A 23,177-nucleotide genomic window follows, 5' to 3' on the forward strand; every position below is an offset into this window, starting at 1 on the left:
GGGTATCGGGTTCCCACATTCATCCGTACATGTACGGATGAATGTGGGAGGTGTTCGGATGAAGTCGATAATCAAGGCGTCCCAAAAAGACTGATTGGGAGCTGGGGCGTGTCGATGCGATAGTATTACGTGGTGATATTCGACAAACCGTGGGCTTCATCCGAGGGCTTTATGGAACAACACCAGCATTATCAGAGCCTGCAAGACCAGGCATACAACGCATTGCGCTCCAAGATCATCTATGCCGAGCTCAAGCCTGGCACGCGCCTTTCGGCGATTGGTCTGGAAAAGGAGACGGGAATCGGGCGCACGCCCATTCGCGAGTCCTTTGTGCGCCTGCGTGAGCAGGAGCTGGTGGAAACGCGTCCCAAAAGCGGCACTTATGTCTCAAAAATCAGCATGGAGCGCGCCGAGAACGCCTGTTTCTTGCGCGAGAAGCTCGAGAGAAGCGTGCTCATTAAATGTTGTTCGGCTGCTACGCCCGAGCAAAAGCAGCGGCTTGAGCAGATTCTTGCCGAGTCCGAGTCACTCGACCATAGCGAAACACGTCGCTTTTTCGATCTGGACAACTTGTTCCATGAGACATGTTTTGAGATTGCCGATCGTCACATGTTGTGGGATTGGATGAAGAGCATCAACACGCATTTTGAGCGATACAACTGGTTGCGTATGGTGTCGCAGGATCTGGATTGGGAGCCGATTCGTCGGCAGCATCGCCGGATTCTCGAGGCCATTAAGAGGGGCGATACCGATGCGGCGAGTTATCTGGCAGAGACGCACTTGCACCTGATGCCCGAGGAGCAGGGCCCGGTTATCGCCTTGCATCCCGACTACTTTGAGCTGCCTAAAGACTCGTCTATCTAGCCCATCATCGCATCTGCTCGAGACGTAAAAACGACGCTGCTCACCTACAGCGTTTTGCAACCGAGATTTTTAAAAAAATGCCTAAAATGGCTCAGACTGCTGACAATTGGGAAACGGGGTGCGCCATGGCGCAGATGAGAATCAAGGACATTGCCGCCGAGGCGGGCGTGAGCCCGGCCACGGTCTCGCGCTATCTCAACAACCGCCCCGGGCAGATGACCGAGGAAACCCGCGCTCGCATCGCGGCGGTTATCGAGCGCACCGGCTATCGCCCACGTGCTGCCGCGCGCAATCTGCGCAGCTCGCGCACCAACCTCATCGGTGTGATCCTGGCCGACATCGCCAACCCGTTCTCCAGCGCTATGCTCGAGGGCCTCTCCGCCAGTGCCGCCGCGCGCGGCTGCTCGCTCATGACGGCCATTAGCGGCAACGATCCCGCCAAGGAGGCCGAGTCGCTCACCAGACTTATCGATGCCGGCGTGGACGGCCTGGTCGTCAACACCTGCGGAGGCAACGACAAGGCGATCGCCGCGGCCGCGGGGCGCCTGCCCGTTGTGCTGCTCGACCGCGACGTTGCCGACGGCGGTGTCGATCTGGTGACATCTAACAACCGTGAGCTGGTCGCCGGCCTGGTAGACGCCTTGACCGCCGCTGGCAGCGAGCGCCTGTGCCTGCTCACCGAGGCAAGCGACGACAGCCCCGTGCGTCGCAAGCGCGCCGAGGCCTTTACCGACGAGCTTTTGCACCGCGGTCTTGCGGGCGAGGTCGTTACCCTGGCCGATGGCGGTGCCACGGGCGTTGGCCGTTTGGACGAGACCATCCGCGGCTATGCAGGTAAAAAGCTCGGCCTCATTGCCGTCAACGGTCTGGTCTTTCTGCGCCTGACCGAGGCACTGGCACAGCTTGGTCCCTCGCTGCCGGCAGGGCTCAAGATCGCGACGTTTGACGACTACCCCTGGAACCATGTGCTCTTTGGCGGCGTGACCACGGCCGCGCAAGACACCCTTACCATCGCCGAGCGCGTGGTCGAGCGCCTGTCCGAGCGCATCGACGTCGTCACCACCACGGTGGGTGAGGCCGCAAAGCTGGCGCCCAAACGCATCGAGATCCCCGGCCACATCGAACACCGCGCCTCGACCTCTCGCTAGTCTGTGTGATAATATATAGACAATGTCATACAGGAGGTATCCATGGCTGCGTCTGTGCTGAGTGTGCGAGTGGACTCGTCAATTAAAGACTCATTTGCTGAGCTGTGCGAAGAGCTTGGCATGACTTCGTCTGTTGCGGTCAATATGTTTATGAGGCAGATGCTGCGCGAGCGCTCTCTGCCGTTTGTTCCTTCACTTGGTAAAAGCTCTGCGAGCGAAAGCGCCGCGACGGGCATTTTGGATACTGCCCAGATTGAGTCCGCCGTCCGCGAGGCGGCCAGCTCGATTCCCGCCATCAAAACCGTGATTCTTTTTGGTTCGTATGCCCGTGGCGAGGCTCATGCCGATAGTGATATTGACTTGCGTCTCGAAGTCGATCGCGAGCAGGGCTTTGGTCTTTTCGCGCTGTCGGCATTTGGTGAGGCGGTGCGCAAAGAAACCGGGAGGCAGGTCGACCTCGTCTCGAGTGACTGTCTTGATGACGATCTTGCCGCGGCGATCGAGCGCGAAGGAGTGATCCTTTATGATCGCGCGTAAGTCAGACTGCCTTCGCGCCCAAGAGGTTTTGGAGGCCATCTCCGAAACGAACGAGCGCATCAAGGTTTTTGATATCACCGAGGATCAGTTTCTGCATGCGAATGACGTGCGGACAAGGGCGTTGGCGGACTCCCTTTTGATGTGTGCGCTTAGGGTGACGGAAGAGGCGGGCAAGTTGTCAGAACGCTCGCAGCGGCTTCATCCCGAAATTGAATGGCGTGGAATTATCGGCATGAGAAATTATCTTGCGCATGATTACGGCAATGTCGACCGCTCGGTTGTTTGGGATGCAGTGACGATGGAGTTCCCTGCGCTGGAACGAGCCTGTAGGCAAATTGTCTCCGAATCTGAACGATAGTCACTTGTCATATCTGCCTGTTCGCACACGTTTTTTGAGCGCTTGATACGCTTTAACCCTGCGGAAACATTTTTCTGCGATAGTATCTGCGATATAGACCAGTCGAAACCCGCCCGAAAGAAAGGGGAGCGACATGAACCAGCAGAACATCGATTACGTACTCCGCTCCGTAGAGCAGCGTGACATCCGCTTTGTGCGTTTGTGGTTTGTCGACATTCTCGGCCGCCTCAAGAACTTTGCCATTAGCCCCGAGGACCTTGAGGTCGCTTTTGAGGAGGGTATTGGCTTTGACGGCTCCGCCATCGAGGGCTTTGCCACGCCCGAGGAAGCCGACATGCTCGCATTCCCCGATGCTTCGACCTTCCAGATTCTGCCGTGGCGCCCGAGCCACAACGGCGTCGCTCGCGTGTTCTGCGACGTGTGCACTCCCGATTGCAAGCCGTTTGCCGGCGACCCGCGCGATGCCCTGCGCCGCATGTTCCGCAAGGCCGAGAAGGCCGGCTATCTGCTCAACGTGGGCGCCGAGCTGGAGTATTACTATTTCCCCGACGAGCACACCCCCGAGCCGCTCGACAACGTGGGCTACTTCGATCTTTCGGTAAGCGATGCCGCCCGCGACCTGCGTCGCAACACGGTCCTCACGCTCGAGAAGATGTCCGTGCCCGTGGAGTACACCTTCCACGCCGCCGGCCGCTCGCAGCACGGCATGAGTCTGCGCCACGCCGAGGCCCTGAGCATGTCCGACGCCATCACCACGGCCAAACTCATCATTAAGCAGCAGGCCTACGAGAGCGGTTGCCACGCCTCCTTTATGCCCAAGCCGTTGGCGGGCGAGGACGGCAGCGCCATGTTCCTGTGCCAGTCGCTATTCGACCACGACGGCAACAACGTCTTTTGGGGCGAGGACGACGAGAAGTATCACCTCTCCGATATCGCCAAGCACTACATGGCCGGCATTCTGGCACACGCGCGCGAGATCAGCGCTATTACTAACCCCACGGTCAACTCGTACAAGCGCATCACCACGGGCGGCGATTCCGTGCCGCAGTACGCCACGTGGGGCCTGCGCAACCGCGCGAGCATGGTCCGCATTCCGGTCTACAAGCCCGGCAAGCAGCTGTCCACGCGCATCGAGCTTCGTAGCCCCGACCCCATGGCCAACCCGTACCTGGTCAACGCCGTCACGCTGGCGGCTGGTCTGGACGGCATCGAGCGCAAGCTGGAACTCCCGCCCGAGGCAACGGCCGAGACGCTCAAGCTTACCGACCGTCAGATGCTCGAGGCCGGCTACACGCCGCTGCCGCGCTCGCTCAAAGAGGCGCTCGACGTGTTTGAGGACTCGCAGTTTATGAAGGATGCCCTCGGCGAGCACATCCACAGTTTCTTCCTTAAAAAGAAGCGCGACGAGTGGCATAAGTTTGAGTCTACGATCACCGAGTGGGAGATTAAGCACTACCTGGCGAACTCCTAATCGCGCTGGCTTGTTTCAGTACGATTGAGCTCATTTCCTTGGAGGCCGATATGTCCGATAAGAGTGCCCTGTTCATGGCGCGCACGACGCGCTTCCACGAGTTTGCCCGCAGCTTGACGACCACCCTGGGTGTCGAGGTGAGCCTGGCAACCCCCGATTCGCCGACTGCAGCGCACGACTTTGACCTGCTGATTCTCGATTCCGATGGCATCCGCAGCGACCGTATCGATCAGATTGCCAAGTGGCTTGACGACCGCGGCGGCGTCCCCATGTTGGTGATCGTCGACGACGAGGCGCTCGGTACCTTGCGCCTGCCCAATCACGCGCATGCCGACTTTGTATGCCCCACGGCGACACCCAACGAGCTCAAGGCTCGTGCGCAGCGCCTGATGGGCGAGGAGGAGACCGTCACCGCCGACGATGTGCTCAACATCGATAACCTCGAGATTAACCTGGCTACCTACCAGGTGACGCTCGATGATGAGCCCATCGACCTGACGCTGATGGAGTACTCGCTGCTGAGCTTTTTGGCGACGCACCCCAACCGCGCCTACAGCCGCGAGGTGCTGCTGCACCGCGTGTGGGGCTTTGAGTACTGCGGTGGCACGCGCACCGTCGATGTGCACATTCGACGCATCCGCTCCAAGGTAGGCCCGCAGATCGCGGCACACATCACCACCGTCCGCGGCGTGGGCTATCTGTTTAAGGACTAGATTTCCACCACAAAGGGGACAGGCACCTTTGTGGTGGTTTTGCCGTAGGCCGGGTCCTTTCGGGTCTGCAGCAGAACTTAAGCCTTCCTAAAAGATTGCGTTCTCATACACGTTCGCCCGCATATTGGGGTACAACTCAACGTGAACAATGATGGCCCGCCACATGTTTGGCGGGCCTTTGGTTATTTGACGAAAGGATCGCAGCTATGAGCGAGTACGATTCCCAGCGTCCCCAGGATGCGGGCAACGCCGGCGAGACCCAGCAGCAGCCGCGTGTGCAGGTGGAGTCGACGCCTGCCGGTAGCAACATTCCCTATGTGCAGGCCTACGACACGCAGACCGGCCAGCCGCTGGGCGGTCAGCAGGTTGTAAACAAGCACACGGTGGTCAAGACCAAGACTAAAAAGCTGCCGATCTTTATTACGGCACTCGCCGGCTGTGCCTGCGGCGCCCTGCTGGTCATTGCGCTCATTATGAGCGGCACGCTCGATATCGGCGGCGGCAAGAATGCCGTGACGGCGGGTGCTTCGGGTTCGTCGACGCAAAAGATCACGATCGACTCCGAGGACACCACGCTGGCCGAGGCCGTTTCTGCCAAGGCCCTGCCCTCCGTCGTTTCCATCACCGCCACTTCGAGCGGTAGCCAGAATGGCTCGCTTTCGCAGTCTGCCGACGAGTCGGATAGCTCGGGCAGTGTCGGTTCGGGCGTGGTGCTCGATACCGAGGGCCACATCCTCACCAACAACCACGTGGTCGATGCCTATGACCAGTACGTGGTGACCATGGACGACGGCACCACCTACGAGGCCGAGTTCGTGGGCAACGACGCCTCGAGCGACTTGGCCGTCATCAAGCTCAAGGACGCCGACGCCTCCAAGCTTACGCCGATCGAAATTGGCGACTCCTCCAAGCTCAACGTTGGCGAGTGGGTTATGGCGATCGGCTCGCCGTTCGGCAACGAGCAGTCTGTCTCCACGGGCATTGTGTCGGCGCTGTATCGCTCCACGGCCATGAGCTCTACCAGCGGTAACACTATCTACGCCAACATGATTCAGACCGATGCCGCCATCAACCCGGGCAACTCCGGCGGCGCGCTCGTCAACGACAACGGTGAGCTGGTGGGCATCAACTCGCTCATCGAGAGCTACTCGGGCTCCAGCTCGGGTGTTGGCTTTGCCATTCCGGTCAATTACGCCAAGAACATTGCCGACCAGATCATCGACGGCAAGACGCCGGTGCATCCGTACATGGGAGCTACGCTTTCGAGCGTCAATGCGCTTAACGCCCGCACCAACAAGCTGAGCACCGATAGCGGCGCGTATGTGGCGAGCGTCGTTGAGGATGGTCCTGCCGCCAAGGCCGGCATTCAGGAGGGCGATGTCATTACCAAGCTGGGCGACGACGAGATTACGAGCGCCGATGGCCTGATCATCGCGCTGCGCAGCCACGAGGTGGGCGAGAAAGTCGAAATCACGCTCATGCGCGGCAAGGAAGAGAAGAAGGTCACCGTCGAGCTGGGCTCCGATGAAGAGTTGCAGAACCAGCAGCAGGACGACAGCGCGACCGACACCGGCAACGGCGGTATTACCGACGAGCAGCTGCGCCAGTACCTGGAGGAGCTGCTAGGCCAGCAGGGCCAGGGTCAAGGCTACGGCCAGGGCTACTAGCGAGCCGTTTCGCTCATACCGATGCCAGAGGGGCTGTCCCGCCAAGTGTGGGACAGCCCCTCTTTTCTTATTGATCCGTTGGGGACGGAGGAAAACGGATCGCTTGGGGCTGACAAGAGGCCTGGTCCGGAATGGTCTGGACAGTTAGTTCAGATACGTATAAATCTGGGGCAGCTTGGGATGCGTTTTGAGCACTTTTTGATTGGGATGGGGCTCGAATGGGTGTTTGGAAGGGAGAACGGGACGTTTACATGGTCTCGAGGAGCCCAAATTAGTTGAAACAGGGGTGTTCGTGCCTGATTCAGCTCTAGGATTTATACGTATCTGAACTAACTGTCCACTCCAGTCTGGCGGCTGCCGATTCGGTGCGGTTCGAGACCGCTATTCGGTCTCATTGCGACCGGTGGTACTCTAGTATCCGTTTGAAATCGAGCGAAGGAGTGCCGCTATGGAGCAATCGAGGCTGTTTGGTGACGGCGTGGACATCGATACCGAAACGCCCGCGAGCGCGGATGCCACCGCACCGGTCGACGCCCGTGCCCAGGCGGCAGCGCGTGCGGCCGAGTTGCGCCACGAGCTCGATTACCACGCCTATCGCTACTACATGCTCGATGCGCCCGAGATCACGGACGCCGCCTTTGACAAAATGCTCGTTGAGCTGCAGGAAATCGAGGCGACCTACCCCGACCTGGTGACGCCCGACAGCTATACTCAGCGCGTAGGTGGCTACGTGAGCGAGCAGTTTACGCCGGTCACGCACATGGCACGCATGTATTCCATGGACGATGCCATGGACCTGGACGAGCTCGACGCGTGGCTCCAACGCACCGAGGATGCGCTCGGCGCCGGTAGCGTCACCTATACCTGCGAGCTCAAGATCGACGGCCTGGGCGTGGCCCTTACCTACCAAAACGGCACCTTCGTACGTGCGGCCACACGTGGCGATGGCACCACGGGCGAGGACGTGTCGCTCAACGTGCGCACCATCAAGGATGTGCCCATGCACCTGTCCGAGCCAGCGCTTGTCCACATGGGCGCCGACCGCGAGCGCACCATTGAGGTGCGCGGCGAGGTCTATATGCCCAAGGGCAGCTTTGTGCGCCTGAACGACGAGGCCGATGCCGAGGGCCGCGACCCCTTCGCCAACCCGCGCAACGCCGCCGCCGGCAGCCTGCGCCAAAAAGACCCCAAGGTCACGGCGCGCCGCGATCTGGCCACCTTTATCTACGCCATCGCCGATACCGACCCGCTGCACGTCCACAGCCAGCGCGAGTTCCTCGATTGGTTGCGTAGCGCCGGCTTTAGCGTCAACCCCAACGTGGCTCGTTGCGCCACACCGGCCGAGGTCCACGAGTTCTGTGCCCAGGCGCTCGAGCACCGCGGCGACCTGGACTACGACATCGACGGCGTGGTCGTAAAGGTCGATAGCTTTCAGCAGCAGCTCGACCTGGGCTTTACCGCCCGTGCGCCGCGCTGGGCCATTGCCTTTAAGTTCCCGCCCGAGGAAAAGCAGACCGTCTTGCGCGAAATTCGCATCCAGGTGGGCCGCACCGGTGTACTCACGCCGGTCGCCGAGTTCGACCCGGTGACGGTCGCCGGCTCTACCATCGCGCGCGCCACGCTGCACAACATCGACGAGATCCGCCGCAAAAACGTGCGCGAGGGCGACACCATCATCGTGCACAAGGCAGGCGACGTAATCCCGGAGGTCGTAGGCCCGGTGCTCGACAAGCGCCCGGCCGATTCGGTCGACTGGCACATGCCCGAGGTCTGTCCCGTGTGCGGCAGTCCCGTGGTCCACGAGGACGGCGAGGTTGCCTACCGTTGCGTGTCCATCGACTGCCCGGCGCAGCTCAAGGAGCGTCTGCTCCACTGGGTGAGCCGCGGCTGCATGGACGTTGACGGCCTGGGTGACGAGATCGTCGACAAGATGATCGCCGCCGGCCTGATCCACGACGTCGCCGACTTCTACCAGCTCACGGTCGACGATATCGCCGGGCTAGACACGGGGCGTACCTATGCCAGCTCCAACAGCAAAAAGGGCGTCAAGAAGGGCGACCCCATTCCGGTAGGCCTTAAGACGGCCGAGAAAATCATCGCCGAGCTCAACAAGTCCAAGAGCCAGCCGCTCGGTCGCGTGCTGTTTGCCCTGGGCATCCGCCACGTGGGCAAGAGCGTGGGCGAGGTTATCGCCGAGCGATTCCTGTCGATTGACAAGCTCATCTTGGCGAGCGAAGAGGATATTGCCGAGTGCGAGGGCATCGGTCCCAAGATTGCGGCGAGCGTCAAGCAGTTCCTGGCCGTGCCCGAGAACCTTGCCGTGCTGGAGCGCCTGCGTCAGGCTGGTCTGTCGCTCGAGGTCGACCTGGGCGCCGCGCACGCGCAAGCCGCAGCCGATGCTGGCGTGGCGGGCGAGCTTGCTGATGCGCAGCCGCTCGCGGGCCTGACCTTCGTGCTCACCGGCACGCTCGTCAACCGCACGCGCGACGAGGCGGGCGCGGCGCTCAAGGTGCTTGGCGCCAAGGTCTCGGGCAGTGTTTCAAAGAAGACGAGCTATCTGGTCGCCGGCCCCAAAGCGGGCTCCAAGCTCACCAAGGCCGAGCAGCTGGGCGTACCCGTGCTGGACGAGGACGCACTCGAGCAAATCTTGGCTACTGGTCAGGTGCCCCAGGCTTAGTGCATCGATAACCAAATTGAAGAACCGACCGGAAAGCATGATGCCTTCCGGTCGGTTCTTATTTGGACGGGGCAACCGGCACCGTGATCTGCGTTACGTAGGTCGCGGGGTCGTCGCTGACGATATTGTCGATGAGGGCGATCCTGCGAACCGGTGCCACCCCAGAGCGATAAGAGATTCATGCAGGGCAGAGGGACCTCACAATGACGGTTCTCCATTGCGGCGGTCTTTATATATAAACATTAACATTAACGTGTATATTTAGCAGTGAAGATATATGTTGAGAGGAGCAGTTATGGTTACCGTCGCGTTTTCGGAACTGCGCCAAAACCTTACGCAGGTGGCCGAAAAGGTTGCCAATGAGGGCGAGGAGGTTGTGGTCTTCAAGCGGAGCAAGCCGTTGTTCAAGATCGTGCCGCTCGACTATGAAAGCCCCGTTGCGGTGGAATATGACGCTGCCCAGGAGCGTGGGGGCGCAAAACCGACGTGCGGCACGGGCAAGCCCAAGTGCGACGTGGGTACGATGTGGCATCCCAAGATCACCTGGAAGGAGATCCGCGAGATGCTTGCGGAGAATGAGGACTACCAGGAGTATCTCGATATCGTGGCTAACATGCCAAAGGGAACGCCGCTCGATACGATGACGGTTGAAGATGAAAAGCGCGTCGCGAGGGAGCGCTACCTATGAGGGCATTTCTCGATACCAGTTTTCTGCTTGATTGCGTGCTTCCGGGCCGGCCGGAGCACGCAGCGGCGCAAACGATCAAGGGGCTCGTTGACGTGGGACTTATCGAGGGTGTTGTTTCGGCCTGCTCTCTCAAGGACGCGTACTACATTCTCACTAAACAGGCAGGCGAGGCGCGCGCCCGCGAGGTAGTGCGCGACTGTCTTAAGAGCTACTCGGTAGAGCCTCTCGACCAAGAAGCTTGTTTTACCTCCGCCTATTCCGATGAGCCGGACTTTGAGGACGGCTGTATCCGTGCAATGGCCGAGCGTGCCGGCGTGGACTTTATCATCACGCGTGACCGCGCCGCTTTTGTGCGCTCGACCATCAAGACCTTCTCGCCTGCAGAGTTCATCCGTGCGTTTCCGATTCCGGAGGAGTAAAACCGCCATATCGGGGACTGTCCTCGACATGGTAGTTCTCCTGTAGCCGACGCTCGTTAGCTGAGCTATACTTCATAATTATGTACACAATTATGTTAGGAGTGTGCCATGCCTGTTTGCGTTCCAATTAAAGATATGCGGGACACCGCGAAATTCTCGGAGCTCGTTGAAACTACTACTGGTCCAGTGACTGTTACAAAAAACGGCTATAGCAAATTTGTTGTACTTCGATCCGAGGACTACGACCTCATGGTTCAGGAACAGGCTAAGGCTCGCCTGATGGCTCGTATAGCTGTGGCCGAGCGGGAGCGTGCTGCCGGCACGGCGCGTGATGCCTTTGAGGCCCTCGATGACCTTGAGGCAAAATATGGCCTATAACGTCAAGATTCTGCCTACAGCTGAACAAGAAGTTGACGATATTGTTGATTATCTATTGGGGCATGGTATTTTTACCGCCCGGCACTTTCTTGATAAATACCGTAGTCAGCTCCAGCTTCTTCAAAGTGGTGTAGTTGACTACGGCTTATCGAAGTTACCCGAGCTTGCAGTGCTTGGTTACCATGCTTGCCTCGTTAATTCTTATGTAATGCTTTATTACTACGATAACGAGGACGTTGTGATTGCCCATGTTTTTCACCAAAGCCAAGATTATGCCGCATTGGTGATATCTAGAAATCGATTCGAGTTGCTGGATGATGATTAGTAAGAACCGCCTGGAAGCGCGATGCCTTCCGGGCGGTTCTTACTTTGCAGGGACAACCGGCACCGTGATCTGCGTCACGTAGGTTGTGGGGTCGTCGCTGATGATGTCGTCGATCAGGGCGATTTCGCGTTGCCCCGCTACGCTGCCAACTTGTCAAAAGCCCCGCGCCGGTTGAGCACGGTAAACGCGACAACACAGATGACTGCCGACAAAATCGATCCGCACGGCGAAGCGATGCCCATGGGAAACAACGTATCGGAATAGGCGTTCGACAGTAGCCACGCGCCGGGCACGCGAATGAGCGCCACGGCCAGCACGTTGTGCGCAAAGCCGATGTAGCTCTTGCCGTATGCAGCGAAAAAGCCGCTAAAGCAAATGTGGATGCCGGCAAAAATTGCGTCGAAAATGTAGCTGCGCATATAGCCGGTGCCGGCGGCGACCACCGCGGGGTCCTTGGCAAAAAAGCCAATAAACGCCGGCGCCACCAGCCACATCAGCACCGTGATCAGGCAACCGTACACCACCGAGATCGTCATGGCGTCCTTGAGCACCTGACGCGCGCGGTCGCCCTTGCCCGCGCCGGCATTCTGCGCCGTGAGCGCGCTGACGGTGGCGCCCATGGAACTCGGCACAATGAACAAAAAGCTGATCATCTTCTCGACCAGGCCCACGGCGGCGGCGTCGACGAGCCCTCGGTGGTTGGCGATGACGGTGATAAACATAAACGCCACCTGGATGCAGCCGTCCTGCACGGCCACGGGCACGCCGATCTTAAGAATACTACCGAGCACCTCGGGCTGGGGGCGCAGGTCGCTGCGCTTAACATGGATGTTCGTGCGGCGGCTCCTGAGCCACACGAGCGCGAGGGCAACACTGGCCGTCTGGGCGGTTACCGTGCCGAGCGCCGCGCCCACGGGGCCGAGTCCCATGTGGCCGATAAACAGAAAATCGAGCGCGATGTTGATGATGCACGCCACGCCAATCACGTACATGGGCGAGCGCGAATCGCCCAGGCCGCGAAAGATGGCCGAGAGAATGTTGTATGCGGCGATAAACGGAATGCCGACAAAGCAGATACGCAGGTAGGCGGCGGTGCCTTCGACTGCCTCGGGCGGCGTGCCAATGAGCGCTACAACCTGCGGACACAATGCAAACAGGACAGCAGCCAGCACCACCGAGACGCCCATAAAGAGCGTAATGGTGTTGCCGATGGCGGTCTCGGCGCGGTCGAAGCGACGCGAACCCACGGCGTGGCCGACGATGACCGTCGTTCCCATGGCTAGGCCCACGAGCGTCACGGTAATGATATAGAGCGTCTGAGCGCCATTGCCCACGGCGGTGATGCCGGCAGCGCCGCTAAACTGCCCCATCATGTACAGATCGGCCATGCCGTAGAGCATCTGCAAAAAGTACGAGAGCATATAGGGCAGGGCAAAGACCGCGATGGTCTTGAGGACATTGCCGTGTGTGAGGTCGTGTTCCATGGGCGGGGCACTTTCTGGCTCGGTTCGTTTAGCTACCAGTGTAGTGAAAACCCTACAACGATTGTAGAGTCAAGGTTTGTGTTGGTAGTGGGGCGAAAAAGGTCACGCTTCGAGCACGATGCCTTGATCTCTCCGTGCCCCTCACCTCGACTCAAACCATCACAACATTCGACGTTTTTTGCCAAAAACGGGAAAAGCATCGAATGTTGTGATGGTTTTTCTGCCACTCGACCGGGTGGAATCGCTTTCTTACGCACGAAGGTGTGCGGACCCGTGGGCAGGGGAATAAGGTTGGTTATCCGACTCCATTGGAGGGCTCATGGACCTGCCGATCGTCCTGTCCCATAAGACTGCCTGGCTGTACCACAACGTGGCGCGCCCGTCCGAGCCGCTCTCGCGAGCAAGCAGCCTATACGATGAGGACTCGCTTGCTAACGAGGCGGAGCCGACCGCGAGCCTGCCCAAATTGGGACTTGATGCCAAAGGGCTGAGGGCTTCAACGGCAGTTGGGATCGTTGCCGACTATCTGGTTTCGCTTGGTATTCCACGAGAAGAGCTCGATCATATCGACACGCTCGTCAACTTCGATTTTGAGCGCTCGACGCCGGCTGGATTTAGGTGCCACGTGTTTGGAGCGCCGGTACCTCCAGGCCATCTTATCGAGGTGGCAGAAGGCCTTCTGGTGGTTGATGAGGTCATGTGCTTTGTCCAAGCGGGTTCGTGGATGAGTGAGTCCGAGCAGCTGGAATATGGGTATGAAATCTGCGCCCGATACCATTTGAATCACCTGTCGACAGGCGACTATATCGAGATGGGGCAGAGGTATACCGTTGCCGACTTGATCGCTTATTGCAATGAGAACCGATCTCGTCAGGGGGCTATACGCGCGGCCGCCGCGCTCAAGCGCGTGCACGATGGCGCGCGGTCGCCCATGGAGACGGCCACCGCAATCATGGTTGTAGCAAAACGTTCCCAGGGCGGGCTGGGATACGCCAAGATCGAGCTCAACCATCGGGTCGATGTTCCCAGCGAGTTCAAGTATCTCGCAAAGGCCGGGTATTTCGAGATTGACGTATATGCGCCTGCGAGCGGTACGGGGATTGAATACAACGGCTCGGATCATCTTGATAAACAGCGCAGCGCGTCGGATGCGGAGCGTATGACCGTGCTGAGCGCGCTGGGCTTTAGGATGATCGTCCTCACCGGGACTCAGTTTGCCCACCAGCTGCAATTGCACCGGGCGATGAACGCCATCGCGCTCGCTATGGGTCTCAAGTGCGACCGAAGCGAAGCGTTCCAGAAACGTCAAAATGACCTGCGAGAATTCGTGATTCGGCACTGGGACGGCGGCCTTTAGGGGCGCTTTGGTCCTTCTGCGGGGTGCCGTGGGCAGGCAAACCATCACAACATTCGACGTTTTTTGCCAAAAACGGGAAAAGCATCGAATGTTGTGATGGTTTGCATGTTGAGGATGGGCTTGGTTAGTTCGTCTTGCTCGAAGCGGCCTGTCCTGTCGTACGGGTGTCGGCATGATTCTCTCGTGGGGTATTATGTTTTCCGAAGAATAAAAATGCCGCGTGAGGGGAGGGCTGCGTGGACGGGCGCGTGCAACATGACGGCTTTGGCCGCGATATCAACTACCTGCGCATTGCCGTTACCGACAAGTGCAATTTCCGCTGCATCTATTGCATGCCGGCCGATGGCGTGGCGCCCCGCGCGCACGACGAGCTGCTCAGCGCCGAGGAAATCGCCCGCTTTGTGCGCTTGGTGGCGGGGGAGGGCATTCGCCGCGTGCGTCTGACGGGCGGCGAGCCGCTGGTCAGCCGCCGTATTATTCCGCTCATTCGCGACATCCGCGCGATCCCGCAGATCGAGGATATCTCGCTCACCACCAACGGCGCCCTGCTGCCCAAGCTGGCGCCGCAGCTCAAAGAGGCGGGACTTAACCGCGTTAACATCTCGCTCGACACGCTCGACCCTACGCTCTTTGAAAAGATCACACGCCTGGGTCGGCTCGAGCAGACCATGGCAGGCATCGACGCGGCACTGGCTTGGGGCTTTGGGCCCGTTAAGGTCAACTGCGTTGTTGTGCGCCGGCTCAACCAGGATGTGGCGGCCCTCGCGCGGCTTACGCTCGACCGTCCCATCCACCTGCGCTTTATCGAATACATGCCCATCGGTGACGAGCGCACGAGCTCGCATTGCGCTGTGGACCCGCATGCGCCCGCGCTCAATCCCGAGTTGTGGGACGCGAGCGATACCGTGCCGAGCGATGAGCTGCGGGCGCGCATCAATGCCGGGGCCGCCGCGGCGGGGCTGGGCGAGCTCGAGCCGCTCGACATCAACGACGCTCCTGCCGGCGCGGGCCCTGCGCGCTATTGGCGCTTTCCGGGCGCGGCGGGAACGGTTGGCTTTATTAGCGCCATGTCCAACCATTTTTGTGCGAATTGCAACCGCCTGCGCCTGACGGCCGATGGCAACGTGCGTCCGTGCCTGTTCAGCGATGCCGAGTATTCGGTGCGTGAGGCGCTGCGCCGTGGTGATGATATGCAGGTACTTTCGATTTGGCGCCATGCCGTGGCCCACAAACCGCAGGAACACGCGATAATTGAGGGCACGCAACGATTTATGTCTCAAATCGGAGGATGATCATATGGCCAAGAGCAGGTACGCCGATGCCACCAAGGCCGCTCGCAGGGCCGCGATGTCTGCCCACAAAGTCACGGCTGCGGACAGCGATGCCGTTGCAGGCGCGCAGCCGGCTGCCAGCGCTGCCACCGAGCCCGCCCGTGACGCCCGTCGCGACAAGCTGACGCACGTGGACGCCAAGGGCGAGGTACGCATGGTCGACGTGTCCGACAAGGCCGAGACCCATCGCATCGCCATCGCCGAGGGCACCATCCTCATGCATCCCGAGACGCAGGCCATGGTGCTGCAGGACCGCGCCAAAAAGGGCGACGTGCTTGCCTGCGCACGCGTGGCGGGCATCATGGCCATCAAGCGCACGAGCGACATCATTCCCATGTGCCATCCGTTGCTCATTACCAAGAGCAAGTGCGACATTGTGCCCATCGCTCCGGCGGGGACGCCGGCCGAGGACGTGCCCGAGGGCTGGGCGCCGGCGCGCGCGGACGGGCAGGTTGGCTTTCACGTACTGGTTACGGCCGGCGTGACGGGCAAGACGGGTATCGAGATGGAGGCGTTGACCGGCGCGAGTGCCGCGTGCCTAACCATCTACGACATGTGCAAGGCCGTCGATCGCGGCATGGAGATCGTCGACGTGCGCCTGCTGCACAAGGAGGGCGGCCGCTCGGGCGTGTGGGACCGCGCAGAGCGTCAGGCCGCTGCCGTTGAGGCCGTGGCCGCTGACGGTGCCGCGCCCGCGAGCACGCCCGTCGCCATCGCGCCCGCAGCTCCGGCCCCGGCCGTCCCCGCGATCGCGTTTATCGGCTACCAAAACTCGGGCAAGACCACACTTGTCGAGAAGGTTATCGCCGAGCTCACCCGCCGCGGCCTGCGCGTGGGTTCGCTCAAGCATCACGGGCATCACGGCTTTGATATCGATGTACCCGCTAAGGACACCTGGCGTCATCACCAAGCGGGATCCAAGCACGTGGGGCTCATCTGCGCCACGCGCTGGGCGGAGTACGCCGATACGCGCGAGGAGGACGAGATGCCCGCGCGCGAGCTGCTGTCGCGCTACAACGATGTCGACGTGGTGATCATCGAGGGTTACAAGACCGAGGGCTTCGACAACATCGTGGTCGCGCGCTCCGGTGTCGACCGTCTGCGCGGCAAGAGCTCGCTCGACCTGGTCGACGGTCACACGCTGGCCCTTGCCTGCAACGAGGCCCTGGCGCGTCAGGCCTTCGACGCAGGCTTTGCGACCCGAGCCGTCAACATCAACGACGCCCGAGCCATCTGTGATCTTATCCAAGACCATCTTTAAGGCTCGACGCTGCGCCGGCCCCAAGCACCCCATCTCGCCCCTCAAGCCGTCGCTCGCGTACCAAAGTACGCGTCGCTCCTCTTTCGGGGCGACCTGGGGCACTTGGAACCGGCTCGCTGCGCTGCCATAACATGCCAAAAAGGGACAGGTTAATTTCGGCAGGTTTTATCTGGGCAAACGTCACTTCCACCACAAAGGGGCCAGGCACCTTTGTGGTGGTTTTTGCTTTGGTAGATGTGTGGGACATGCCTTACAATCTACCAAGTGGTTCATGACGGGCGGAAAACGGAGAGAAGGGGCTTGATGCGTCCTTAATGTTTCATGCGGATAGATTGATTTGACAGACGGTGGTGAATGCCCGCCGCCCGTATTCGCATGAAACAAGGAGTCTCCATGCTCGCCTCTCTTTTCTCAAAGCCTCAATCATCGCTGTCCGTGCAGGCCAAGCGCCTGGTGGCGATGCGCTTTCTCATCTACACCGGTTTTCAGACCAGCTACTTTATCGGCGTCATCGGAACGCTCACCTATGCGGACGATGCCTCGGTCGTCGCAACATCGCTGGCCGTCCTTTTTATGAACGTTTTCGTGATCCTGGGGTCCTTTGCGGGTGGAGCGGCGCTCGACGCTTTGGGCCCGCGCCGCCATTTTTTGCTGAGCATCGTCGGCGCGCTGACAACCGGCGCGGCAATTCTCGCCTTTGGCAGCGCGACCGAAACAGTCCTTGCCGGCGCGGTGCTCCTGGGCTTTGTGATGGGGTTTGCCCAGCCCATCGCCACGTCCTATCCGGCCTACCTCACCGACGATCCTGTCGAGCTCAAAGACATCAACTCCGCCATCGCCATGTTTTCAAACGTGAGTATCATCGTTGGCCCCACACTGGGCGGCTTTGTCGCGGCGACTGCGTCGTCGCGCGCGGTGTTCGTGCTCATGATGATCTTTACCGTACTGGCGCTCGTCGCCGGTTGGGGCTTTAGGCAAAGTGCAGGTCAGGCCGCCACACACGAAGGCAAACCCGCAATCGGCGACATCACGTCGGATAAGGTCAGCCAAAGCCCCGACCCCAACACATCTTCCCGCGCAACCTTCGCGACCAGCATCAAGACGGTCTTTACCAACAGCGCCCTCGCCCTGCTGTTCTGCATTATTTTCCTTTCAAACTTTGGCTACGGCGCCTTCGACCCGCTGGAGTCGTTCTTCTACCGCGATGTCCTGCACGTCGGTGTCGAATGGATGGGCTGGCTCTCGTCGGCCTCGGGCGTGGGCGCGGTGCTGGGCGCCGTGGCCGCGCTCCGTTTGCCGCCGCACTTGGTTAACCTTAAAACGCTGCTCGTGGCACTTATGTCCGTGGGCCTGGGAAGTCTGCTCTATGTGGGGACGCCGTACGTGGGCGTAGCCCTTGTCGGCCAGATTGTCCTTGGCGTGGCCTGGGGCGTCGTCAACCCGCTCCACAACACGATCGTGCAAACGACGGCTCCGCTCGAGCAGCTCGGTCGCGTCAACTCGGTCATGGGCTTTGGCAACATGTTCGCCGGCGTGGCCCCGCTGGCGATTGCCCCGTGGCTGGCGGCGACGTTTGGTGTGCAGCAGACGCTCATCGGGGCGGGCATGGTCGTGACGACGGTTCCCGCGGCGTTGCTGCTGTTTGGTCGCTGGCACTTGGATCGTGCCGCAAAGCCGTAAAAACCATCACAACATTCAGCGAAAATCGCGATTTTGCCGAAAAAAGTCGAATGATGTGATGGTTTGCGCTCCGGCCAGGTCACCCTTCGGGTTCGGCCACCACAAAGGGGCCAGGCTCCTTTGTGGTGGTTTTTGCTTTGACAGGTCGCGCCTGTGCCTTGGTATACCATGTACGCCGTTCACGAATACACCCCACACCGCCGCACAACCCAGAAAGGCCCCCATGGACACCACCTTCAGCCACATCAAAGCCGTGTTCTGCGATATCGACGGCACGCTGCTCACGAGCCAGCACACGGTGTCTCCGCGCACCGTGGCGGCGATTCGCGCCCTGCGCGAGCGCGGCGTGCTCTTTGGCCTGTGCACCGGGCGCGACGCCCACGCGACCGAGGCCATGTACGAGCTCTGGGGTATCGAAGGCCTGGTAGACGTGATGGTGGGCTGCGGTGGCGCCGAGGTCATCGACCGCGCGCACGACATCAACGAGCCTAGCTATCCGCTGCCGGGCGAGACCATCGCGCGCATCTGCAAGCACATGGCGGACCTTCCGGCAACGCCCGTCTGCCCCCGAGACGGCGTGTTCTACGTGCCCGAGAGCAACGCGTGCGTCGAGCACCTGTCGCGCGTCGACGGCGTGCCCTACCAGGTGGTCGATTTTGCCGAGTTCTTGCGCGAGCCGCAGCCCAAGGTGATGTTTACCATGGCGCCCGAGGTAATGCCGCGGGTGATTGAGCGGGCGTCGACGTTTGCCGATGACACTGTTAAGGCGGCGGCTCTGCAAACCACGCAGCGGCTCTACGAGTTCATGGATCCGCGCGTGTCCAAGACGCGCGGCCTTGTGCGCGTGGCGGAGCTCAACGACATGGAGCTCCAGGACATCTGCGTGTTTGGCGATGCGGACAACGACACCTGCATGGTGGCTGACGCCGGTGTGGGCGTGGCCATGGCAAATGGCAGCGATGCCACCCGTGCCGCCGCCGATTTTGTAACCGCGAGCAACGACAAAGACGGCATCGCGATCTTTATCGAGGAACACTTGCTGTAGCGTTGGGGCAGAACCACCGCAAAGGGGACAGGTGCCTTTGTGGTGGCCTCAGGCGATTTGGGCGAATTGATACCGAAAATCTGTGTGAAAATTCAAATATTGTTGTCTGAACACCATGCTTCAAACCACCGATGGGTTTAAGATATTCTCATCAGTTTGGTAGGATATTCCTCTCGGTAAATGTCCTACCGCTCATGGTCGCTTTCGACTGTTCACAGGATGCTTGCTCTTGAGCAAAATGTTGTGCAAATTAATCTAATGCCATTAAAAAATGGATAGGCAACTAAATTACCAGTAGAAACAAAAAATAAATAGCGAATAAACGAAGGTAAATCTGAGAAAATGTCAAGAGAATTGAGAATTCGCTACAAAATTGTCGGTTTTGTTGCTCAGATGTTCAAACAATCGTTACAATATGGATTACTAAACGTGCGCAATTACAGGTTGCGCAGATACGTTTGATTGTGAAAGAGCAAGATCGCGGTCTCTTGGGGAGGAGACATCGATGAAAGCGAATTCAGACAAATCTAAGCAGAACAATAAAGCGGCACATCGTGTGCTAGCAGGTGTTTTGTGCGGAGCTTCCGTTTTGAGCCTGGTACTGTCGCTCGTTATGCCCCCGATCTCGCAGGCCATCGCCAGCGACACCCAGACAGTTTCTACCGAGGAAACTGTAATGGGGTGCTCAAAGTGAAGAAGTTCGCCGCATGTAGCTTTATGGCAACTGTTCTCGTTGCAAGCACGCTGCTGTCCCCGTTCAGCGCGGCCACCTCTGCGAGCGCGGCTACCACTGTGAACAAGGGCATCTACAAGCCCACGCCTATCGGCATCGGTACGAATATCGATGTCTCTACCCCCGATCCCGGCGTGGCCACCTACGTCGGCCGCGACATGTACATCGGTGGTAAACCGAGCAACACTAAAACTCTTGATGCGAGCAACGCCCCCGCCGGCTCATATGCCGCTGAGGCGGAGGGCCTTACCGTGGTCCGTGGCAAGCTTGCCATGAATCCACTCAAAGAGAGCTGGCCCTATGAAGGTATTGGCGCTGGTTTCCGCTTTGGCACCGTTGGTTTTGGTTCCCAGTTCCGTCCTGTCGACGGCAGCACCGTGCTTGCGGTGGCTGGAATCGACAGTGCGATCACCAACATGAGCGTTGGTTACAGCGGCGACTTGCCGGGGAAGACTACCGTTGGCGCTTGGAACAAAGGCGCTTGGGTCGGCAAAGCGAGAACGGCTGACTCCGCTGGCTATGACTACACCGCGAAGATCGCCGGTCCCATTACCTATTGGAATACTAATAACGGGCGCCAGTCTGTGGTGAAAACCCAGGGTTATTGGTACGCGGGCGAGAACGCTCAGGACAGTACTCTGTTCAACCAAGTTAACTTCCTCAAGGACATTAATGGCAAGGATTATTCGAATTACAGCGGAGAGACAGGCTATCTCAACACGCTTTCTAATCAGTTGAATTCGTTTGCGAAGACGGGCAAAGTGAGCTACGGCGTTGCTCCGGCGTGCGATAAGGACAACCGCTACATCATCAACAAGTACAACAATACGGATTGTAGCTATGGCCTGGTGTTTGATGGGTCGTATAAGACCATCAATGAGGACTGCGCCGATACGTCGCTCAATGGTAAGCAATTCAAGAATAGCGAGCGTCTTATCACGTTTAAGGGCGACAACACCTCTATGCAGCAGGTGTTCACCATCGATGCTTCTCAGCTGAGCAATACATACAACAACGAGTATTATCGTGGCGTTGATTTCGCATTCGAGGACATTCCCGAGGGCGCCTCGGTTGTTGTGAACGTTACCGGATCTTCGAATATTGAGTTCCACAATGGCTGGCGCTTTTGGTGGAACGGCATCGAGATTTCGCGTGGTTACGAAACTCAATATTCCGGCAAGGCACTGGGTGAAGCATACGCGACGGCTTCCCAGTCCATCATGTGGAACTTTGTCGATACGCAAAGCCTTACCATTCGGGGCGGCATCGCGGGAGAGGACCGCGCGGACTGGGAATACGATGGCGCAACTACCGGTGCCAAGTGGACTGACGACGATCCTGCGGCGGCTATGATCGGATCGATTCTCGTTCCCAACGGAAGCTTCGACGACCATGTGACCACCAATGGTCGTGTGTACGCCGGCGCCGATTTCTCAATGAACAGCCCGAAGGTTGCCGCAGCATTTGGTGAGGGTAACTCGGCTTCCGTTATCGATATGGACCAGGAGCGTCACAACTTCCCGTGGTCTGGCTCGTATACACCGGACGGTTCCTCCATTGCATGGAGCAAGGTCGACGCTGCGGATGGTACTAAGCTGCTTCCCGGTTCCTCGTGGACGATATACGGCACTGTCAAAGATGCCAAGAACGGGACGGGTCCCATCGTTACGGTAACGGATGGCGCTGCCAACGATTACGCTTCTACTGATGGCAAGCTTCAGTTCAACTATTTGAACCAGAAGGCCGATCCGAGTAAGGAGATCTCGGATTCTAATCCGGCATTCACCTATTACATCAAAGAGGAGACGGCGCCGGAGGGTTACCAGGTTTCGGACAAGATCTACTACGCAACCATGAACAATGCTGGTGAGTCGGTGAACTATGTCCAGGGCTACGTGGATGAGAACGGGAACGAGGTTCCGTTCACACCTTCTAACACCACGGGTGCCATCGCCAACACCAAGATCACCGGTACGGTGTCTTGGGCCAAGGTGGAGAAGGACGATGCAGAACACACTCCTTTGGCTGGTTCCGAGTGGAAGCTTGCGAAACTGGGTGCCGATGGCTTGACTGAGGCGCAGTCCTGGACCGTGAGTGACCAATCGACTCCGAGCGAAACCACTTGGGCCGATACCGACGCCAAGGATGGCAAGTTCACATTGGCCGATTTGCTGCCGGGCACGTACACGCTCACGGAGACCCAGGCTCCGTTTGGCTACGAACTGAACAAGAACACCTACAAGTTCACGGTGGACAGCACAAGCGGCTCCATTACGTGGATCGAGAACGAGCAGCCGAACATCGTTGATGGCATTACGTACATCTCCGACTCGTGCTCCGTTACGTCCGTGAAAATCCCGGTGATTAAATCCGTCCGTAATACGGACTGGCCGAAGGATTCCAGCGGTAAATACGTTGCGTTCGACTTCAGCATCGAGGCTACGGGGCCAAATAAGGATAGCGCTCCTATGCCTGACTCGAAGACTATTTCCGTCGCTCCCGCAGACTCCACCAAGGTCAACGACATCGAGGCATCTTTTGGCGAAATCTCGTTCTCCAAAGAGTACCTCGCCACGAACGACGCTTCGAACCCGACGGGCGCCAAGACTTACACCTACACGGTGAAGGAGGTCGCGCCCGACGCCGATGCCATCGACAAGCTCCGCTACTCCAAGGCCGAGTACCAAGTGGCCGTCACCGTGAAAGCCGTCTTGGACGAGAAGACCGGCAAGTACACCGGCCTCACCACCTCCACCACGGTCACGCAGGTGAAGGACGACATGGGCAATACTGTGAGTAACACCATCGGCAAGGACGCCGAGCCCAACGCCATCCCCGCCTCCACCTTCACCAACGTGAAAGTCCTCACGGACCTCCCGCTCACCGGCGCGGGTTGGACCGAGAACTCCATGCTCCTCGTGGGCGCCGGTCTCATGCTTCTGGGCGGTATCGCCGCGGGAGCGTATTGGATCGCTACAAAGCGCCGCTAGGACGATTCGTCTGATGGCGCATGTAGATAGATGCTTATGAATGTCGGGCTT

19 protein-coding genes are annotated in these 23,177 nt (G+C 59.2%); 18 read left to right on the forward strand and 1 reads right to left on the reverse strand.

The window, feature by feature from the left end; translation table 11 throughout:
- The first annotated feature begins 171 nt into the window (after positions 1 to 171).
- The 12 genes from I2D57_RS05130 (at position 172) to I2D57_RS05185 (ending at position 11,245) form a co-directional block, all read left to right on the forward strand.
- Entirely contained in the window at positions 172 to 864 is a 693-nt protein-coding gene (locus I2D57_RS05130) for a GntR family transcriptional regulator (protein WP_117745681.1), read from the forward strand.
- Positions 865 to 989: 125 nt separating this feature from the next.
- Positions 990 to 2,012, forward strand: a complete 1,023-nt coding sequence (locus tag I2D57_RS05135; protein ID WP_195361714.1) for a LacI family DNA-binding transcriptional regulator — start codon at positions 990 to 992, stop codon at positions 2,010 to 2,012.
- Between the two features lie 42 nt (positions 2,013 to 2,054).
- Positions 2,055 to 2,549 (forward strand): type II toxin-antitoxin system RelB/DinJ family antitoxin, encoded by a 495-nt coding sequence (locus I2D57_RS05140; protein WP_195361715.1) that lies wholly within the window; start codon positions 2,055 to 2,057, stop codon positions 2,547 to 2,549.
- Positions 2,536 to 2,907, forward strand: coding sequence for a HepT-like ribonuclease domain-containing protein (locus I2D57_RS05145; protein ID WP_148346544.1), 372 nt, complete (start codon positions 2,536 to 2,538; stop codon positions 2,905 to 2,907). Before I2D57_RS05140 ends, I2D57_RS05145 begins: the two co-directional genes overlap by 14 nt.
- Positions 2,908 to 3,040: 133 nt before the next feature.
- The gene (locus I2D57_RS05150) at positions 3,041 to 4,378 is read left to right on the forward strand and encodes a glutamine synthetase family protein (protein ID WP_195361716.1); all 1,338 of its coding nucleotides are present in this window, start codon (positions 3,041 to 3,043) and stop codon (positions 4,376 to 4,378) included.
- A gap of 50 nt (positions 4,379 to 4,428) precedes the next feature.
- Entirely contained in the window at positions 4,429 to 5,091 is a 663-nt protein-coding gene (locus I2D57_RS05155) for a response regulator transcription factor (RefSeq protein WP_195361717.1), read from the forward strand.
- A gap of 206 nt (positions 5,092 to 5,297) precedes the next feature.
- Positions 5,298 to 6,758 carry a S1C family serine protease gene (locus tag I2D57_RS05160; RefSeq protein ID WP_195361718.1) on the forward strand — a complete coding sequence of 487 codons (1,461 nt, stop codon included), beginning with the start codon at positions 5,298 to 5,300 and terminating at the stop codon, positions 6,756 to 6,758.
- Between the two features lie 448 nt (positions 6,759 to 7,206).
- Positions 7,207 to 9,435 carry an NAD-dependent DNA ligase LigA gene (ligA, locus tag I2D57_RS05165; RefSeq protein WP_195361719.1) on the forward strand — a complete coding sequence of 743 codons (2,229 nt, stop codon included), beginning with the start codon at positions 7,207 to 7,209 and terminating at the stop codon, positions 9,433 to 9,435.
- Between the two features lie 295 nt (positions 9,436 to 9,730).
- Complete coding sequence (locus I2D57_RS05170; RefSeq protein WP_195361720.1) at positions 9,731 to 10,123, forward strand: type II toxin-antitoxin system Phd/YefM family antitoxin; 393 nt, start codon at positions 9,731 to 9,733, stop codon at positions 10,121 to 10,123.
- Positions 10,120 to 10,542: a PIN domain-containing protein gene (locus tag I2D57_RS05175; RefSeq protein WP_195361721.1), complete on the forward strand. Its 423-nt coding sequence runs from the start codon at positions 10,120 to 10,122 to the stop codon at positions 10,540 to 10,542. The genes I2D57_RS05170 and I2D57_RS05175 overlap by 4 nt, the downstream gene beginning before the upstream one ends.
- A gap of 108 nt (positions 10,543 to 10,650) precedes the next feature.
- The gene (locus I2D57_RS05180) at positions 10,651 to 10,920 is read left to right on the forward strand and encodes a type II toxin-antitoxin system prevent-host-death family antitoxin (protein WP_117635874.1); all 270 of its coding nucleotides are present in this window, start codon (positions 10,651 to 10,653) and stop codon (positions 10,918 to 10,920) included.
- Complete coding sequence (locus I2D57_RS05185) at positions 10,910 to 11,245, forward strand: type II toxin-antitoxin system RelE/ParE family toxin (protein WP_117745690.1); 336 nt, start codon at positions 10,910 to 10,912, stop codon at positions 11,243 to 11,245. The genes I2D57_RS05180 and I2D57_RS05185 overlap by 11 nt, the downstream gene beginning before the upstream one ends.
- A 137-nt stretch (positions 11,246 to 11,382) precedes the next feature.
- Here the strand turns inward: I2D57_RS05185 and I2D57_RS05190 are convergent, their stop codons facing one another.
- Positions 11,383 to 12,729, reverse strand: a complete 1,347-nt coding sequence (locus I2D57_RS05190) for an MATE family efflux transporter (RefSeq protein WP_195361722.1) — start codon at positions 12,727 to 12,729, stop codon at positions 11,383 to 11,385.
- A 319-nt stretch (positions 12,730 to 13,048) separates the two neighbouring features.
- Between I2D57_RS05190 and I2D57_RS05195 the strand changes: the two genes are divergently transcribed.
- From I2D57_RS05195 to I2D57_RS05220, 6 genes are all read left to right on the forward strand, one after another.
- A complete protein-coding gene (locus I2D57_RS05195; protein ID WP_195361723.1) occupies positions 13,049 to 14,086 on the forward strand; it encodes a hypothetical protein in 1,038 nt (345 codons plus the stop codon).
- A 236-nt stretch (positions 14,087 to 14,322) separates the two neighbouring features.
- Positions 14,323 to 15,378 (forward strand): GTP 3',8-cyclase MoaA, encoded by a 1,056-nt coding sequence (gene moaA, locus I2D57_RS05200; protein WP_271748792.1) that lies wholly within the window; start codon positions 14,323 to 14,325, stop codon positions 15,376 to 15,378.
- Between the two features lie 4 nt (positions 15,379 to 15,382).
- Positions 15,383 to 16,678, forward strand: coding sequence for a molybdopterin-guanine dinucleotide biosynthesis protein B (gene mobB / locus I2D57_RS10100; RefSeq protein ID WP_195361724.1), 1,296 nt, complete (start codon positions 15,383 to 15,385; stop codon positions 16,676 to 16,678).
- Positions 16,679 to 17,071: 393 nt separating this feature from the next.
- The gene (locus tag I2D57_RS05210; protein WP_195361725.1) at positions 17,072 to 18,358 is read left to right on the forward strand and encodes an MFS transporter; all 1,287 of its coding nucleotides are present in this window, start codon (positions 17,072 to 17,074) and stop codon (positions 18,356 to 18,358) included.
- Between the two features lie 223 nt (positions 18,359 to 18,581).
- Positions 18,582 to 19,403: an HAD family hydrolase gene (locus I2D57_RS05215; RefSeq protein ID WP_195361726.1), complete on the forward strand. Its 822-nt coding sequence runs from the start codon at positions 18,582 to 18,584 to the stop codon at positions 19,401 to 19,403.
- Positions 19,404 to 20,084: 681 nt separating this feature from the next.
- Positions 20,085 to 23,126, forward strand: coding sequence for a SpaA isopeptide-forming pilin-related protein (locus I2D57_RS05220; RefSeq protein ID WP_195361727.1), 3,042 nt, complete (start codon positions 20,085 to 20,087; stop codon positions 23,124 to 23,126).
- The last annotated feature ends 51 nt before the right edge of the window (positions 23,127 to 23,177 follow it).

Origin of the sequence: Collinsella aerofaciens (genome assembly GCF_015553355.1) — a bacterium.
Classification (GTDB): Bacteria; Actinomycetota; Coriobacteriia; order Coriobacteriales; family Coriobacteriaceae; genus Collinsella; species Collinsella aerofaciens_V.